General features: G+C 61.4%; 10 protein-coding genes. 8 read left to right on the top strand and 2 right to left on the bottom strand.

Annotated elements, in window-relative coordinates; genetic code table 11:
* Position 1 precedes the first annotated feature (1 nt).
* The 5 genes from BLU46_RS30100 to BLU46_RS30080 all read left to right on the top strand — a co-directional run bounded on the left by BLU46_RS30100 (position 2) and on the right by BLU46_RS30080 (position 5,821).
* Positions 2-1,858, top strand: coding sequence for a pilus assembly protein TadG-related protein (locus BLU46_RS30100; RefSeq protein WP_063029428.1), 1,857 nt, complete (start codon positions 2-4; stop codon positions 1,856-1,858).
* 130 nt (positions 1,859-1,988) lie between these two features.
* Positions 1,989-3,056: a phosphotransferase family protein gene (locus tag BLU46_RS30095; RefSeq protein ID WP_093209192.1), complete on the top strand. Its 1,068-nt coding sequence runs from the start codon at positions 1,989-1,991 to the stop codon at positions 3,054-3,056.
* 19 nt (positions 3,057-3,075) lie between these two features.
* Positions 3,076-3,843, top strand: coding sequence for an SDR family oxidoreductase (locus BLU46_RS30090; protein ID WP_093209187.1), 768 nt, complete (start codon positions 3,076-3,078; stop codon positions 3,841-3,843).
* A 59-nt stretch (positions 3,844-3,902) separates the two neighbouring features.
* Positions 3,903-5,336 carry a MocR-like pyridoxine biosynthesis transcription factor PdxR gene (gene pdxR, locus BLU46_RS30085; protein ID WP_093209182.1) on the top strand — a complete coding sequence of 478 codons (1,434 nt, stop codon included), beginning with the start codon at positions 3,903-3,905 and terminating at the stop codon, positions 5,334-5,336.
* Between the two features lie 83 nt (positions 5,337-5,419).
* Positions 5,420-5,821, top strand: a complete 402-nt coding sequence (locus BLU46_RS30080) for a cupin domain-containing protein (RefSeq protein WP_003210770.1) — start codon at positions 5,420-5,422, stop codon at positions 5,819-5,821.
* 73 nt (positions 5,822-5,894) lie between these two features.
* Here the strand turns inward: BLU46_RS30080 and BLU46_RS30075 are convergent, their stop codons facing one another.
* Positions 5,895-6,524, bottom strand: coding sequence for a DNA-3-methyladenine glycosylase I (locus BLU46_RS30075; protein WP_093209177.1), 630 nt, complete (start codon positions 6,522-6,524; stop codon positions 5,895-5,897).
* Positions 6,525-6,756: 232 nt separating this feature from the next.
* Here BLU46_RS30075 and BLU46_RS30070 point away from each other — a divergent pair, with 232 nt between their 5' ends.
* From BLU46_RS30070 to BLU46_RS30060, 3 genes are all read left to right on the top strand, one after another.
* Positions 6,757-8,067 carry a C4-dicarboxylate transporter DctA gene (locus BLU46_RS30070; RefSeq protein ID WP_093209172.1) on the top strand — a complete coding sequence of 437 codons (1,311 nt, stop codon included), beginning with the start codon at positions 6,757-6,759 and terminating at the stop codon, positions 8,065-8,067.
* Positions 8,068-8,225: 158 nt separating this feature from the next.
* Positions 8,226-8,930 (top strand): FadR/GntR family transcriptional regulator, encoded by a 705-nt coding sequence (locus BLU46_RS30065; RefSeq protein ID WP_063029417.1) that lies wholly within the window; start codon positions 8,226-8,228, stop codon positions 8,928-8,930.
* Positions 8,931-8,947: 17 nt separating this feature from the next.
* Positions 8,948-9,631: a GntR family transcriptional regulator gene (locus BLU46_RS30060; RefSeq protein WP_093209168.1), complete on the top strand. Its 684-nt coding sequence runs from the start codon at positions 8,948-8,950 to the stop codon at positions 9,629-9,631.
* An 87-nt stretch (positions 9,632-9,718) separates the two neighbouring features.
* On the opposite strand, the gene BLU46_RS30055 is transcribed toward BLU46_RS30060, so the two are convergent.
* A complete protein-coding gene (locus BLU46_RS30055; RefSeq protein ID WP_093209156.1) occupies positions 9,719-14,578 on the bottom strand; it encodes an NAD-glutamate dehydrogenase in 4,860 nt (1,619 codons plus the stop codon).
* Positions 14,579-14,827: the final 249 nt, after the last annotated feature.

Raw genomic sequence — 14,827 nt, 5'->3', positions numbered from 1 at the left:
GATGGTTTGCCATGGACTCGGCCCGGCCCGGCAACGCGGCGCAATAGGACTGATGGGCGCGATGACTCTCGGCATCGCCCTGCTGTTTATGTTGTTGGTAGTCGATAGCGGCCGGCTGTACCTGGAGAAGCGCAAGCTGCAACGGGTTGCCGACACCGCGGCACTGGAAGTGGTGACCCGCGGCGGCGCCTGCGTCTCCCCGAACACCAACGCCGTGCAATTCGCGATTCAAAGCGCGACCCGCAATGACTTCCCGATCGACGACAACCGCACCCTGGCCACCGCCTGTGGCACCCTGGTCACCGGGGCTGACTTCATACGCACCTTCAGCCCCAACCCCTCCAAGGCCGATGCGATCCAGGTCATCGCCACCCATCGCGTTGTCACCAGTATCGCCAACGGCCTGTTCATGCTGTTCTCCCCTGGCCCTTTCGAACCGACCATCCGGTTGCAGGCCGTGGCCGTGGCCGCCGTCCCCGCACCACCGGTGGCAACGCTGACCATTCGCAGCACGCTCTTGACCGTGGACAGCACCAAGTCCGCAGCGCTCAACGCGCTGATCGGCGGCCTGCTGGGGGGCAAATTGCAACTCAACGCGGTGGGCTGGGAGGGGTTGATCAACACCAACATCAGCCTGCTCAGTTATCTCGACGCCCTGGCCATCCGGCTGAATGTCAGCGCCGGCAATTACGACGAACTGCTCAAGACCGACGCCAGCGTCGGCGACTTGATCCAGGCCGCGATTGACGTACTCAAGCTGGGGAGCGATGCGGTCAAGGTGGTGATCAACAACCTGGAGGCGATCAAGCTGATTGCACCCGGCACCAAGATCCTGCACCTGGGGGACCTGTTGACCATCCAGAACGGCACCGACAAGAGCGCCCTCGACGTTAAGCTGCAACTGTTCAACCTGATCCAGGGGTTTGTGCAACTGTCGAACAAGTACAACGCCGTGGCGGTGGAGCTGCCGGTGGATGTACTGGGGTTACTGAACATCACGGTCAAGACCAAGGTCATTGAACCGGCGCAGATATCCGCCATCGGCAACCCGAAGCTGATCGCCACCCAGCCGATCTACGTCAGGACCGCACAAGTCAGGACCCTGATCTCCGTGAACTTGCCCGTGGTCGGCGTGCTGAACGATGTGGTGGGCGGGGTGACAGGCCTGCTGGGGTTATTGCTCGGCAGCTCCCTGGACGCGAAAATCGGCACCCAACTCGACGTGGCCCTGGAAGCGGCCAGTGGCAGTAGCGAGGTGACCGGCTTTCGCTGCAACGGGCCGACGGACAAATCGTTGTCGGTGGTGGGTACCACTTCGGCCGTGCGGTTGATGGTCGGCCAGATCGATCCGAAAAACCTGTTTTCCTCCACCGCCCCGCTGAGCGTCGACGAGTTTCCATTGCTCGACCTGGGCATACAAACCTGCAGCAAGGGCGCCTGTGACCCTCGGCAACCCTATGCCGTCGGCGGCATCAGCCTGCGAGTCGACAGCAGCGTGGCCAAGACCACCAGGAACCACACCTATATGTCGCCGCCCGAGGTGAAGCAGCCCCCTGACTACTTCAGCTTCAGTTCCAGTAACGTGGTAGGCAGCTTGAGCAACACCCTCAGTGGCATCCAGTTGATCAATCATCCACCCACACAAGGCGGGCTCTTGGGGTTGGTGCTGAATTTGGTGGTCGGCCTGGTGACGGGTGTTCTCAATCTCCTCACCAGCATTATCTCAGGCGTGCTCAGCCCGCTCCTCGACCCATTGGTCAACAACCTGCTGACCGGCCTGGGCGTGGACCTGGCAAAAGTCGAAATCGGTGCCAACCTGTCCTGCAACCCCAGCGGGCGCGCAATTCTGGTGATCTGAGCACATCAAGCCCGCTGATCATCGGCCAACACGCTAACCTATTAAGCCGCCCCAACCTTGTGGCTGGGCGGCCGCGCGCATTAGATTAGCCAATAGTCCAAGGCCTTAAGAATAAGCAGAAGGGATAAGCATGGCGCTTAATGACCAATCGACCCAGATTCGCCCCGGCGAAGAACTTGATGCCAGCCTCATCGATCCCTACCTCAAGGCCCATATCCCGGGCTTGAGCGGCAACGTCAAAATCAGCCAGTTCCCGGGTGGTGCCTCGAACCTGACGTACCTGCTGGAATACCCCGGCCAGGAATTCGTGCTGCGTCGCCCGCCCTTTGGCCACAAGGCCAAGTCCGCCCACGACATGGGCCGCGAATACCGGATTCTCAACCAGCTCAAGGACGGTTTCCCGTATTGCCCCAAGGCCTACGTGCATTGCACCGACGAGTCGGTGATCGGTGCCGAGTTCTACGTGATGGAGCGGGTCAACGGGATCATCCTGCGCTCGGACCTGCCGCCGGAACTGGGCCTGGACGCGACGAAAACCGAAGCCTTGTGCAAAAGCTTTATCGACAAATTCGTCGAGCTGCATCAGGTCGACTACAGCGCCTGCGGCCTGGCCGACCTGGGCAAGCCTGAAGGTTATGTGGAGCGGCAGATTCGCGGCTGGAGCGACCGTTACGAAAAGGCCCTGACCCCTGACGCGCCGAGCTGGGAAGCTGTGCGTGCCTGGCTCAACGACAAGATGCCTGCCGACCACCCCACCTCGAGCATCGTCCACAACGACTACCGCTTCGACAACGTGATCCTCGACCCGCATAACCCGATGCAGATCATCGGCGTGCTGGACTGGGAGCTGACCACCCTCGGCGACCCGCTGATGGACCTGGGCAACACCCTCGCCTACTGGATCGAAGCGGCCGACCCGGCGCCGGTGCAACTGATGCGCCGCCAGCCGAGCAACGCCCCTGGCATGCTCACCCGCCGCCAGTTCGTCGACTACTACGCCGAACGCTCCGGAATCCAGATAGACAATTTCGACTTCTACTACACCTATGGCCTGTTCCGCCTGGCCGGCATCGTGCAGCAGATCTACTACCGCTTCTTCCATGGCCAGACCCAGGACAAACGCTTTGCGCAGTTCATTCACATGAACAAGCTGCTGGAGCAGATGAGCCTGAACGTCATCAAACAGTCTTCCCTCTGACCCTCTTCAAGGAAAAACCATGTCCAAGACCCAACTGTTCGACCTCGACGGCAAGATCGCTTTCGTTTCCGGCGCCAGCCGCGGTATCGGTGAAGCCATCGCCAAGTTGCTGGCCCAGCAAGGCGCCCACGTGATCGTGTCGAGCCGCAAGCTCGACGGCTGCCAGCACGTGGCCGACGCGATCATCGCCGACGGCGGCAAGGCCACCGCCATTGCTTGCCATATCGGCGAAATGGAACAGATCACGAACGTGTTTGCCGCGATCCGCGAACAGTTCGGTCGCCTGGATATCCTGGTCAACAACGCCGCCACCAACCCGCAATTCTGCAACGTGCTGGACACCGACCTGGGCGCGTTCCAGAAGACCGTCGACGTGAACATTCGCGGCTACTTCTTCATGTCCGTGGAAGCCGGCAAGCTGATGCGCGAAAACGGCGGCGGCAGCATCATCAACGTGGCCTCGATCAACGGGATCTCGCCGGGTGTGTTCCAGGGCATCTACTCGGTGACCAAGGCCGCCGTGATCAACATGACCAAAGTCTTCGCCAAGGAATGCGCGCCGTTCGGCATTCGCTGCAACGCGCTGCTGCCGGGCCTGACCGACACCAAATTCGCCTCGGCGCTGGTGAAGAACGACTCGATCCTGAAAATGGCCCTGGCGCAGATCCCCCTCAAGCGCGTGGCCGACCCGAGCGAGATGGCCGGCGCGGTGCTGTACCTGGCCAGCGATGCGTCGAGCTACACCACCGGTGTGTCGTTGAATGTGGACGGTGGTTTCCTGTCCTGATTCGGCTGGCGGGTGACTTGCGGTAATCTTGCGGGTGATTGCTTGCCTCTGGATGAAACATGGAACTGCACGTCGTTATCAAGGGCCGCAAGGACCTGGCCGAACAGCTTTACCAGCAACTGCGCACGGCCATTGAGTCGGGACAACTGGTGGCCGGGTCGCAATTGCCTCCCAGCCGCCTGCTGGCCCTGCAACTGGGCGTGTCGCGCAAGACAGTCTCAGACACCTACGCGGCGCTGACCTACGAAGGGTTGTTGGTCGGCAAGATCGGCCGTGGCACGTTCGTCAACGCCTGGGCCACGCGCCGCGAACACCTGCAAAGTGCCGCCGACCTGGCCTGCGCCGCCAACCTCGCCAAATGGCAGGCCCTTCCCGCGCCCATGGGTCACCCCAACCGTGAAACCCGCCCGAGCCGGGACTTTATCGGCGGCGCCACGGCCCGCAGCCAGTTCCCCCAGGATGAATGGCGGCGCTGCACCCTCGACGCCTTGCGCCGTATCTCGCAGGACAGCGGCTTCTACAGCCGGCCGGAAGGCTTGCCGGCCCTGCGCAGTGCAATCGCCGGGCATATCGCATTTTCCCGTGGGGTCAGGTGCAGTGAAGACGACATCGTAGTCACCAACGGCGCCCAGCAGGCACTCGACCTGATCGCCCGCGTGGTGCTGGAACCGGGCACCGTCGTCGCCATGGAAGACCCCGGCTACCCCCCGGTGCGACTGATGTTCGACGCCATGGGGGCGACCGTGGTGGGCGTGCCGGTGGACGAGCACGGCCTGCGGGTCGACTTGATTCCCGACGGCACGCGGCTGATCTACGTGACCCCGTCCCATCAATTCCCCCTGGGCATGCCCATGAGCGTGCCGCGCCGTGAGGCGTTGCTGGCACGTGCGCTGGCGCTGGGCGCCATCGTGATCGAGGATGACTACGACAGCGAATTCCGCTATGAGGGCCGCCCCACCGACTCTTTGCAAAGCATGGACACCCGCGGCGTGGTCGCCTACGTCGGGACCTTCTCGAAAACCCTGCTGCCGGAGTTGCGCCTGGGCTACACGGTGTTGCCGCCGGCGATTTTCGGCGCGGTGCTCAAGGCCAAGCAGCTGACCGACCAGCACAGCTCCACCCTGCCGCAATGGGCCCTGGCCAAGTTCATCAGCGAAGGCTACCTGCTCAAGCACATTCGGCGCTGCCATGGGGTGTATACCGGACGCCGGGAACGGATTCTGCAGCGCCTGGCGGGGGACCTCTCGCCGTGGTTCAACGTGGTCCCCACCGTGGCCGGGTTCCATCTGGCCGCACTGTGCAAGGTGCCGGTGAATATTCCACAGCTCATCCAACGGGCGAGGGAGGCCGACGTGGGACTCTATCCGCTGAGCGTGTTTTTCCACGACACACCGGTACGCGAGGGGCTGAAGATCGGGTTTGGCGCGATCGAAACCCTGGACATTGACCCGGCGCTGGACGTGATGCGGGATATCCTGCGACAGATTGGCTGAGGGAATTTCCGCCGGATTGGCTATTGGTCAAATCCGAATCGGGGCCTAGGGTGAACGGGTCTCGACTCACTCGGAGCCTCACCATGAAAGTACTGCTCGGCACCACCCTGCTGCTGGCCTCGTTAAGCGCTTTTGCCCACGACCCGGTGTACAACCAGGAAAAGATCAACGTGTTGCAGGAACACGCCCTGGCCAACGTCCCCGGCAAGAAAACCGTGATGCTCACCGTGGATTATGCGCCGGGCCAGGCCACCGTGCCCCACAGCCACACCGGCACTGCCGTGGCCTACGTGCTGGAAGGTGCAATCACCTCGCGGGTCAACGATGAGAAGGCGATCACCTACAAGGTCGGCCAATCGTTCTACGAACCCGCTGGCTCGCGGCACTTTGAATCGAGCAATGCCAGCCAGACCCAACCGGCCAAATTGCTGGTGGTGATGGTGATGGACGACAAGGCCGACGTACTCACGCCGCTGCCACACTAACCCGCGCCACCGCCCTCTCCTGTGGGAGCTGGTTTGCCTGCTCCCACAGTTTTAACCGCGCACAGTCAGTGGCTCAGGGTCGTTTGAAGTGGTGGCGCAGGTGTTCGATTCGAAGCCGGCAGGCACAGCCTTCAAGATGATCGTTGACCATGCCCATCGCCTGCATGAACGCATACATGGTGGTCGGCCCCACGTAGCTCCAGCCGCGTTTTTTCAGTGCCTTGGACAAGCGTGTTGAAGCGGCCGAGGTCGGGTTGGCCGTCCAGTATGCCAGGTCGACCTGCGCCGGGCGCTCGTCGGCGGACGGTTCAAACGACCACAGCCACGCCGCCAGCGATCCGGTTTCATCCACCAGCTCACAGGCCCGCCGGGCGTTGTTGATGGTGGAGACGATCTTGGCGCGATTACGCACAATGCCCGGGTCGGCCATCAAGCGGTCGATATCCTGTTCGGTGTACTGCGCCACCCGGCGAAAATCAAAGCCCTCGAACGCCCGGCGAAACGCCTCGCGCTTGCGCAGGATGGTGATCCACGCCATGCCCGCCTGAAAACCCTCCAGGCAAATCTTCTCGTACAGCGCAATGTCATCAGCCACCGGCACGCCCCATTCATGGTCGTGGTAATCGGGGTATTCCGCTGCTGCCGTGCGCCATGTGCAGCGCGTCAGGCCGTTCTCATCCGTCGTCAGTCCCGGGATATCCATAGCTCACCTGTTTGCCCAAGCTGCGGATGATAAGCGAAAAAAATTTCCCGCCGCCAACCGCTCAAGCACAGACCTTACATACCCACTGGTCAGACCGGGACCGGCGATCCACGTAATATTTACTTGCGACTTGAAAAAATCCGAGCGTAGACTGGCCCCGCACTGGACATACCGGTCAGACCACAACAATTAAGCCCTGGACCCACCAGGGCACCGAATAGAGATCCTTCCCATGCTCAGATGGTGCTCGCGTTCGATTTTCCTGCAAGTCGTGATTGGCCTGGTGATCGGCATAATCTGCGGCCTCACCCTCCCCGAATTCTCCTCGCAACTCAAACCCCTGGGTGACGGCTTTATCAAGCTGATCAAAATGCTGATTGGCCTGATCGTATTCTGCGTGGTGGTCAGCGGTATTTCCGGCGCCGGCGACTTGAAGAAAGTCGGACGCATCGGCCTCAAGTCGGTGATCTACTTCGAAGCACTGACCACCGTGGCCCTGGTGATCGGCCTGATCATGGCCTTCAGCACCGGGATCGGCACGGGCGCCAATATCCACCTGGAACAACTGTCGTCTGCCGGCTTGAATGAACTGGCCGACAAAGGCCAGCACATCAAGGGCACCAGCCAGTTCCTGATGGACCTGATCCCCAACTCGGTGATCGGCGCCTTCGCGGACAACAACGTGTTGCAAGTGCTGTTGTTCTCCGTGTTGTTCGGCAGCGCACTGAACCTGGTGGGCGAAGCTGCTTCCGGGATCTCACGGTTGATCAACGAGTTGAGCCACGTGATCTTCCGCATCATGGGCATGATCGTGCGCCTCGCACCCATCGGCGTGTTCGGCGCCATCGCCTTCACCACCAGCACTTATGGCCTGGACTCCTTGCAACACCTGGGCAGCCTGGTGGGCCTGTTCTACCTCACCTGCTTCCTGTTCGTCGCGGTGATTCTCGGCCTGGTGATGCGCCTTTCGGGCCTGCGGATGATGCCGCTGCTCAAGTACCTGCGGGAAGAACTGTTGATCGTGATGGGCACTGCCTCCTCCGACGCAGTGTTGCCCCAGATCATGCGTAAACTGGAGCACCTCGGGATTGGCAGCTCCACCGTGGGCCTGGTGATTCCGACGGGGTACTCGTTCAACCTCGACGGTTTCTCGATCTACCTGACCCTGGCCATCGTGTTTATCGCCAACGCCACCGGCACACCGCTGTCGATGACCGACCTGCTGACCATCCTGCTGGTGTCGCTGATCACCTCCAAGGGCGCCCACGGGATTCCGGGCTCGGCACTGGTGATTCTGGCGGCGACACTGACCGCAATCCCGGCCATTCCCGTGGTGGGCCTGGTGCTGGTGTTGGCGGTGGACTGGTTCATGGGCATTGGCCGGGCGCTGACCAACCTGATCGGCAACTGCGTCGCCACCGTGGCCATCGCCCGCTGGGAAAAAGACATCGATATCCAGCGCGCCAACAAGGTGCTGGACGGGCAACAAGGGTATGCCTTCCAGGCCAAGAAGCCGGTCTTGCCGGCGCACCAGGAGTTCTAAGACAACACAAATCCAATGTGGGAGCTGGCTTGCCTGCGATGGCGGTGTATCAGTAAATGATGGGGTGGCTGACACATCGCCATCGCAGGCAAGCCAGCTCCCACAATAGACCTTCGCTGGATTCACTACCGTATTTGCAACTTCAAGGAGACGTAGACGTGATCAGCACCTCAACCGTCGTCAATTCAGTGGTAGAAAAACTGCGCGCCGCCCTGGCGAGGGGTCAGTGGCGGCGCGGCGAGATGCTGCCCGGCCAGCGTGAACTGGCCGAGCAAATGGGCATCAGCCGCCCAAGCCTGCGCGAAGCAGTGATCGTGCTCGAAACCCTCGGCCTGGTGCGCTCCATGCCCGGCAAGGGCGTGGTGGTGCTGGAAACCACCCTCAGCGAATCCCAGGCCCAGGACAGCGGCGTGGCCGATGCCAGCCTCGAAGACATCCTGCAACTGCGATACACCCTCGAGCCGTTTATCGTAGGTTTAGTGGCGCAATCCATCAGCAGCAAGGAAGTCGGGCAACTACGCCTGACCCTGATGGACATGCGCGAAGCCCTCGACGCCGGCGACAGCGAAGCCGGGATGAACGCTTACATCGCGTTCCACGAAGAACTGTTCGCCCTGACCTCCAACCCGATCTTCCAGAACGTGGTGCAACAGACCAGCAACGCCCTCAAGCAAAGCGCCCAGGTGCTGCGCAACTCCCCCGAACACCTGGCGGAACGCTTGCAGGAAAACGACGCCGTGGTGCGCGCGATCCGCAACAAAAACAGCGCCCTGGCCAGCGCCGAAATGCGCCGGCACATCCTGCAGGAAGGCTTGCGCATGGGCATTCGCTTGAACATCCCGGATGACCATCTGGGTAGCTGACTTCCAGGAGACCGCGCATGACCGCTCACGCCCTGCACCCCCCTTTCCCCTTTACGCCGTTGCGCCTGGTGGGCAAGCCGAAACTCTCGGTGGACGACATCTACCCGGCGTTGTTCGACGCCATTCTCGAGCAACGCATCGCCCCCGCCAGCCGTTTTACCGAGGAGAGCCTCGGGCAAAGTTTTGGCGTCAGCCGCAGCGTGATTCGCCGAGTGCTGGCGCGGCTTTCGCACCAGCAAGTGATCATCCTGCGGCCCAACCATCGGGCCCAGGTGGCGGCACCGGATGCACAACGGACCCAGCAGATTCTCGAGGCGCGACGCCTGACGGAAATCACCGTGGTGCAGTTGGCGTGTGCCCAGGCGAAACCGGCGCAGATTCGCCAACTGCGGGAGTTGATCGCACGGGAGCGCGACTGCATCGAGCGTGACGAACGTGGCCCGGCGATTCGCCTTTCCGGGGAATTTCACCTGCAACTGGCGGCGATTGCGGGTAACGCCCCGCTGGCACAATTTCTCAACAGCCTGGTGCCGCTCACCTCATTGGCGATTGCGCAGTTTGAGGCCAAGGCTTGCACGTATTGCGCATGGCAGGAACACATGGCGATTGTGGATGCGGTGGAGCAAGGCGATGCCGGCAAAGCCGTAGCCTTAATGACTCAACATCTGGACCATCTGGAAGCCAAGCTCCTTATCACGTAGCAGCTGTCGAGCCTGTAAATGGCGCACACAAAAAAGCCCGGTATCTTTCGATACCGGGCTTTTTGTTTTAACGCTCAGTCAGACCCATTACAGCACCGACTGGCCGCTCATCGCCAGGTCCAGCAACTCACGGTTGGCTACCGCGTACATGGCGTAGTCCGTACCGACCGCAGCACGAATCTCCACCATCATCGCGCGCCAGCGCTCCACCATGCTCGCGTTCTGCTCAAGCCATAGCGCCACGCGGGCTTCCATGTCTTCTGGCGCATCGGCCATTTGCAGAACCTTGATGGTGATCGCCCGTTGCTGCCAGTCCACGTCGTCGCGGAAGGCTTCGCGGGCCTGGGCCTGCCAGTTGTTGCCCACCGGCAGATCGCTGATCTGCTGCAGGTACCACGGCAAGTCCAGGGCGCTGCCCACGGCAAAGTACGCCTTGGCCACGTCCGCCGCGCTCTGACCGGTCACGTCAGCGGCTTCGATGATCGGCAGCAAGGTGTACAGGTGGGTAGTGCCTGCCACCATGCGCGCCAACAGCTCCGGCACACCGGCTTCGACATAGGCCTGGTAACGGTTCTGCCAGCCTTCGCGGGTCGGACCTTCCAGCAGTTCGTCGAGCTTGAGGCCCAACGCCGCCAGGTGCGGACCGAAGTGCGCGACGTCACGGGCAGCATCCTGCTCGTTGCGACGGCTGCGCAGGAACCAGCGTGTGGCACGGCGGCCCAGGCGCATCAGTTCGTCCATCAACGCCAGTTGCACTTCAGCCGAAACCTGGTGGTCCAGGGCTTCGATCTGACGGAACCAGTGCGGGAGGTGGAAGATGTCACGCACGATCACGTAAGCACCGGCCACGTTCGCCGGGCTCATGCCGGTGGACTCTTTCAACCGCTGAACAAAGGTGATGCCCATGTGGTTGACCAGGTCGTTGGCGATCTGGGTGCTGACGATCTCGCGCTTCAGACGATGGCGACGCATGGCTTCGGAGAACTTCGCCACCAGGCTCGGCGGGAACGCGGTCTCCATGTCGCGGGTCAGGTAGTCGTCATCCGGTACCAGGGACTTGAGCAACGCTTCCTTGAGGTCGATCTTGCTGTAGGAGATCAGTACCGACAGCTCCGGACGGGTCAGGCCCTTGCCGGTGGCGGCACGCTCGGTCAGTTGATCTTCCGAAGGCAGGTACTCGATGGCGCGGTCCAGCTTGCCACGGCTTTCCAGGTCGCTCATCAGGCGCTTGTACTCGGCCGCTCGCTCGAAGGCTTTGCGGGCAGCCAGGGACAGGGCCTGGGTTTGCTTGTAGTTGTTGCCCAACACCAGGCTGCCGACTTCGTCGGTCATGCTCGCCAGCAACTGGTTGCGCTGCTTGTCGGTCATGTCGCCGGCCTGCACCACTTCGTTGAGCAGGATCTTGATGTTCACTTCGTGGTCGGAGCAATCCACACCACCGGCGTTGTCGATGAAGTCGGTGTTGGAACCGCCGCCATTGAGGCCGAATTCCACACGACCCAATTGGGTCATGCCGAGGTTACCGCCCTCGCCCACCACCTTGCAGCGCAACTCGTTGCCGTTGACGCGCAGGGCGTCGTTGGCCTTGTCGCCCACATCGGCGTGGCTTTCGGTGCTGGCCTTGACGTAAGTACCGATACCGCCGTTCCACAACAGGTCCACCGGCGCCTTGAGCAAGGCGTTCAGCAGTTCGGTCGGGGTCAGCTTGTCGGCCTGGATGTCGAAGCGTTCTTTCATCTGCGGCGAGATGGCAATGCTCTTCGCGCTGCGCGAGAAGATACCGCCACCTTCCGACATGATGCTGGTGTCGTAGTCGGTCCAGGCCGAGCGCGGCAGGTCGAACAGGCGCTGACGTTCAGCGAAACTGTTGGCCGGGTTCGGGTTTGGATCGATGAAGATGTGCAGGTGGTTGAAGGCCGCGACCAGTTGCAGCTTGTCGGACATCAACAGGCCGTTGCCGAACACGTCGCCGGCCATGTCGCCCACGCCCACTACGGTGATGCTGTCTTGCTGGACGTTGATGCCGCGCTCACGGAAGTGACGCTGCACACCCACCCAGGCACCCTTGGCGGTGATGCCCATTTTCTTGTGGTCGTAACCGGCAGAACCGCCGGAAGCGAACGCGTCACCCAGCCAGAAGCCGTAATCGATGGCGATGCCGTTGGCGATGTCGGAGAAGGTCGCAGTGCCCTTGTCCGCTGCTACTACCAGGTACGGGTCATCGTTGTCGTGGCGCACCACGTTCAACGGAGGCACCAGGACGCCGTCTTTCAGGTTGTCGGTGATGTCCAGCAGGCCGGAAATGAAGATGCGGTAGCAGGCGATGCCCTCGGCCGCGATCTCGTCCCGGCTGCCGCCCAATGGCAGACGACGCGGCAGGAAGCCGCCCTTGGCGCCCACCGGCACGATCACCGAGTTTTTCACTTGCTGGGCTTTTACCAGGCCCAATACTTCAGTGCGGAAGTCTTCTTCACGGTCGGACCAGCGCAGGCCACCGCGAGCGACGTTACCAAAGCGCAGGTGCACGCCTTCAACCCGTGGCGAGTAAACGAAGATTTCAAACTTCGGCACCGGCTTCGGCAATTCTGGAATGGCGTGCGGGTTGAACTTGAAGCTGAAGTACGACTTGTTCTGACCGTTGGCATCCGCCTGGTAGAAGTTGGTCCGCAAGGTAGCCTTGATCAGGTCCAGGTAGCGACGCAGGATGCGGTCTTCGTTGAGCACCTGAACGTCGTCCAGGGCCGTGAGAATCGCTTGCTCCAGACGTTGCTGCTTGTCTTCCAGGTCTTCGGCCGTCAGCTTGCGCGCCAGGTAGAAGCGGGTCTTGAACAACCGGGTCAACTCGCGGGCGATGTCGGTGTGGTTGTTCAGGGTGCTGGCGATGTAACCCAGGTCGAAGCCCAGGCGAATCTGCTTCAGGTAACGGGCGTAGGCTCGCAGCAGCGCCACATCGCGCCAAGGCAGGCCGGCGGTCAGCACCAGGCGGTTGAACGCATCGTTCTCGGCATCGCCATTGACGATGTGCACGAACGCGTCCTGCAGGGTGTCGTTGAGCTGCTGGATATCGAGGTTCAGGCCTTCGGCGGCGGTGAACGCGAAATCGTGAATCCAGAACTCGCGGCCATTGGCATGACGCAGGCGGTACGGGAACTCACCCAGTACACGCAGGCCGAGGTTTTCCAGGATCGGCAGTACGTCGGACAGTGCCAGCGGGGTGTCGGCGTGATACAGCTTGCAGTGCAACTCGCGCTGACCGGAAACCTGGCCCAATGGCTGGTAGAAGCTCATTACCAACGGGTTGGCTTCGGTGAGGCTGAGCAAGTGCTGCATGTCGACCACGGCCGAATGCGCCGCAAAACGCTCGCGATAGCCGGCCGGGAAGCCTTTCGGGAAGTCCGCCAGCACGTTGGTGCCGTGGGCTTCGCCGAAGCTTTCCACCACCAGGCTGGAGTAGTCGTCCTGCCAGCTGCGGCAGGCCTGCACCACTTCTTTTTCCAGTTGCAGCGGGTCGATGTCCAGGCGGTTCTTCGGGTCTACCCGCAGGATCAGCTGGACGCGAGCCAGTACCGACTCGGAGAAGAAAGTCCAGAACTCGCAGTCCGAGGCTTTCAGGCGATCCATCAGGACTTGCTGGATCTTCTGGCGCACCTCGGTGGAATAGATGTCCCGCGGCACATAAGCCAGGCAGTAGCAGAAGCGACCGTACGGGTCTTTGCGCAGGAACACGCGGATCTTGTTGCGTTCCTGGATCTGCACGATCGACATCACGGTGCTGAACAGCTCGTCCACCGGGGTCTGGAACAGATCATCACGGGGCAGTACCTCGACCACCTGGGCCAGTTCCTTGCCCAAGTGCGCCTTGGCCTGGAAGCCCGAACGACGTTCGATTTCCGCAACCTTGCGACGGATGTAAGGAATCACTCGCACGCTTTCGCCGTACACCGAGGAGGTGTAGAGGCCCATGAAGCGGCATTCCTTGACGACCTTGCCGTCGGCATCGATCTGGCGGATCGACACATAGTCCGGGTAGGCCGGGCGGTGTACGCGGCTTGGGTGAGCAGCCTTGGCGAACGACAGCACAGCCGGCTCACGCAGGTAGTTCACTGCGTAGTCTTCGATGCGCAGGTCATCGGCCGTCAGGCCCGGGCGCAGCAGCTTGGTCAGACCGAGGAACGAGTGGGTGTCATATTCGATATGACCGCCATCCGCCTCGTCACGTACCACAAACTCTTCATAGCCGAGGAAGGTGAAGTGGTTGCCTACTAACCACTCCAGGAAGCTTTTGATCTCGGCTTTCTCTTCGCCGTCGATCACATAAGAGCTGGCGTCGATACCGGCCAGCAGCTCCTGGACCTTGGCTTTCATCGGTTCGAAATCGGCGACTGCAACGCGCACTTCGCCCAGTACCTGCTCAAGCTCCTTGCTCAGGACACTCAGCTCGGCGGCGTTGGCGCAACGGTCGATTTCCAGGTACATCAGCGATTCTTGCTGAACGTCTTCGCCCTGGGTGCCTTTCGGCAGGATTTCCAGCAACTCGCCCTTCTTGCCACGACGCACGCTGAGCACGGTGGTTTGCAGGGTATGGATGCTGTAGCCACGACGGTTCAGCTCGGTGCGTACCGAGTCCACCAGGAATGGCAGGTCGTGGTGCAGCACTTCGACCGCGGTGTGGGTCGATTGCCAGCCATGACGTTCGTAATCGGGGTTGTAGACCCGCACTTGCGGTTGGTTGTGATCAAAGCGCTCAAGCAGGCGCCAGGCAGACAGGGTGCAACCGGCCAGGTCGGACAAGCGACGCTGGGTCAGTTCATCCAGGGAAATAATGCCGAAAAATTGTTCAGCGAACAGCGCCACTTGTGGCAGTGCCTGTTCACTGATGTGCTGCGCCAGTGCCGCTTGCAGTTGGTGCTGGAAGTCGGCTTTGCTGGCTGCGGTGAAGAACGCCATCTGTGGTACTCCGCTTGGGCTTGTTATTGATGGAAGCGTCGCGTGTTATCCCCTTGCGGGGAGACCGTCAGCTCTGTTCGCGGTCTACAGTAACGAATTCAGAGTGACAGGTGGGTGAAGCTGGACAAGACAATGAGGTCACATTCAACTTCCATAAGATGCGCACCTTGCCAGGTGACGGTACGACGGGCAGGTCAGACTCCCGGCAGGGCACATCCGTTGCGCAGCTTAACGAGTGTAGGAAGCAGG

Origin of the sequence: Pseudomonas yamanorum, from assembly GCF_900105735.1 — a bacterium.
GTDB lineage: Bacteria > Pseudomonadota > Gammaproteobacteria > Pseudomonadales > Pseudomonadaceae > Aquipseudomonas > Aquipseudomonas yamanorum.
Note: the sequence above shows the minus strand (reverse complement) of the source record. Positions and strands in the feature narration are given on the sequence as shown.

Excerpts from the sequence above, each read along its gene's own strand:
- BLU46_RS30100 (WP_063029428.1), top strand. The coding sequence starts at position 2 with ATGGTTTGCCATGGACTCGGCCCGGCCCGGCAACGCGGCGCAATAGGA.
- BLU46_RS30095 (WP_093209192.1), top strand. The coding sequence starts at position 1,989 with ATGGCGCTTAATGACCAATCGACCCAGATTCGCCCCGGCGAAGAACTT.
- BLU46_RS30090 (WP_093209187.1), top strand. The coding sequence starts at position 3,076 with ATGTCCAAGACCCAACTGTTCGACCTCGACGGCAAGATCGCTTTCGTT.
- pdxR (WP_093209182.1), top strand. The coding sequence starts at position 3,903 with ATGGAACTGCACGTCGTTATCAAGGGCCGCAAGGACCTGGCCGAACAG.
- BLU46_RS30080 (WP_003210770.1), top strand. The coding sequence starts at position 5,420 with ATGAAAGTACTGCTCGGCACCACCCTGCTGCTGGCCTCGTTAAGCGCT.
- BLU46_RS30075 (WP_093209177.1), bottom strand. The coding sequence starts at position 6,524 with ATGGATATCCCGGGACTGACGACGGATGAGAACGGCCTGACGCGCTGC.
- BLU46_RS30070 (WP_093209172.1), top strand. The coding sequence starts at position 6,757 with ATGCTCAGATGGTGCTCGCGTTCGATTTTCCTGCAAGTCGTGATTGGC.
- BLU46_RS30060 (WP_093209168.1), top strand. The coding sequence starts at position 8,948 with ATGACCGCTCACGCCCTGCACCCCCCTTTCCCCTTTACGCCGTTGCGC.
- BLU46_RS30055 (WP_093209156.1), bottom strand. The coding sequence starts at position 14,578 with ATGGCGTTCTTCACCGCAGCCAGCAAAGCCGACTTCCAGCACCAACTG.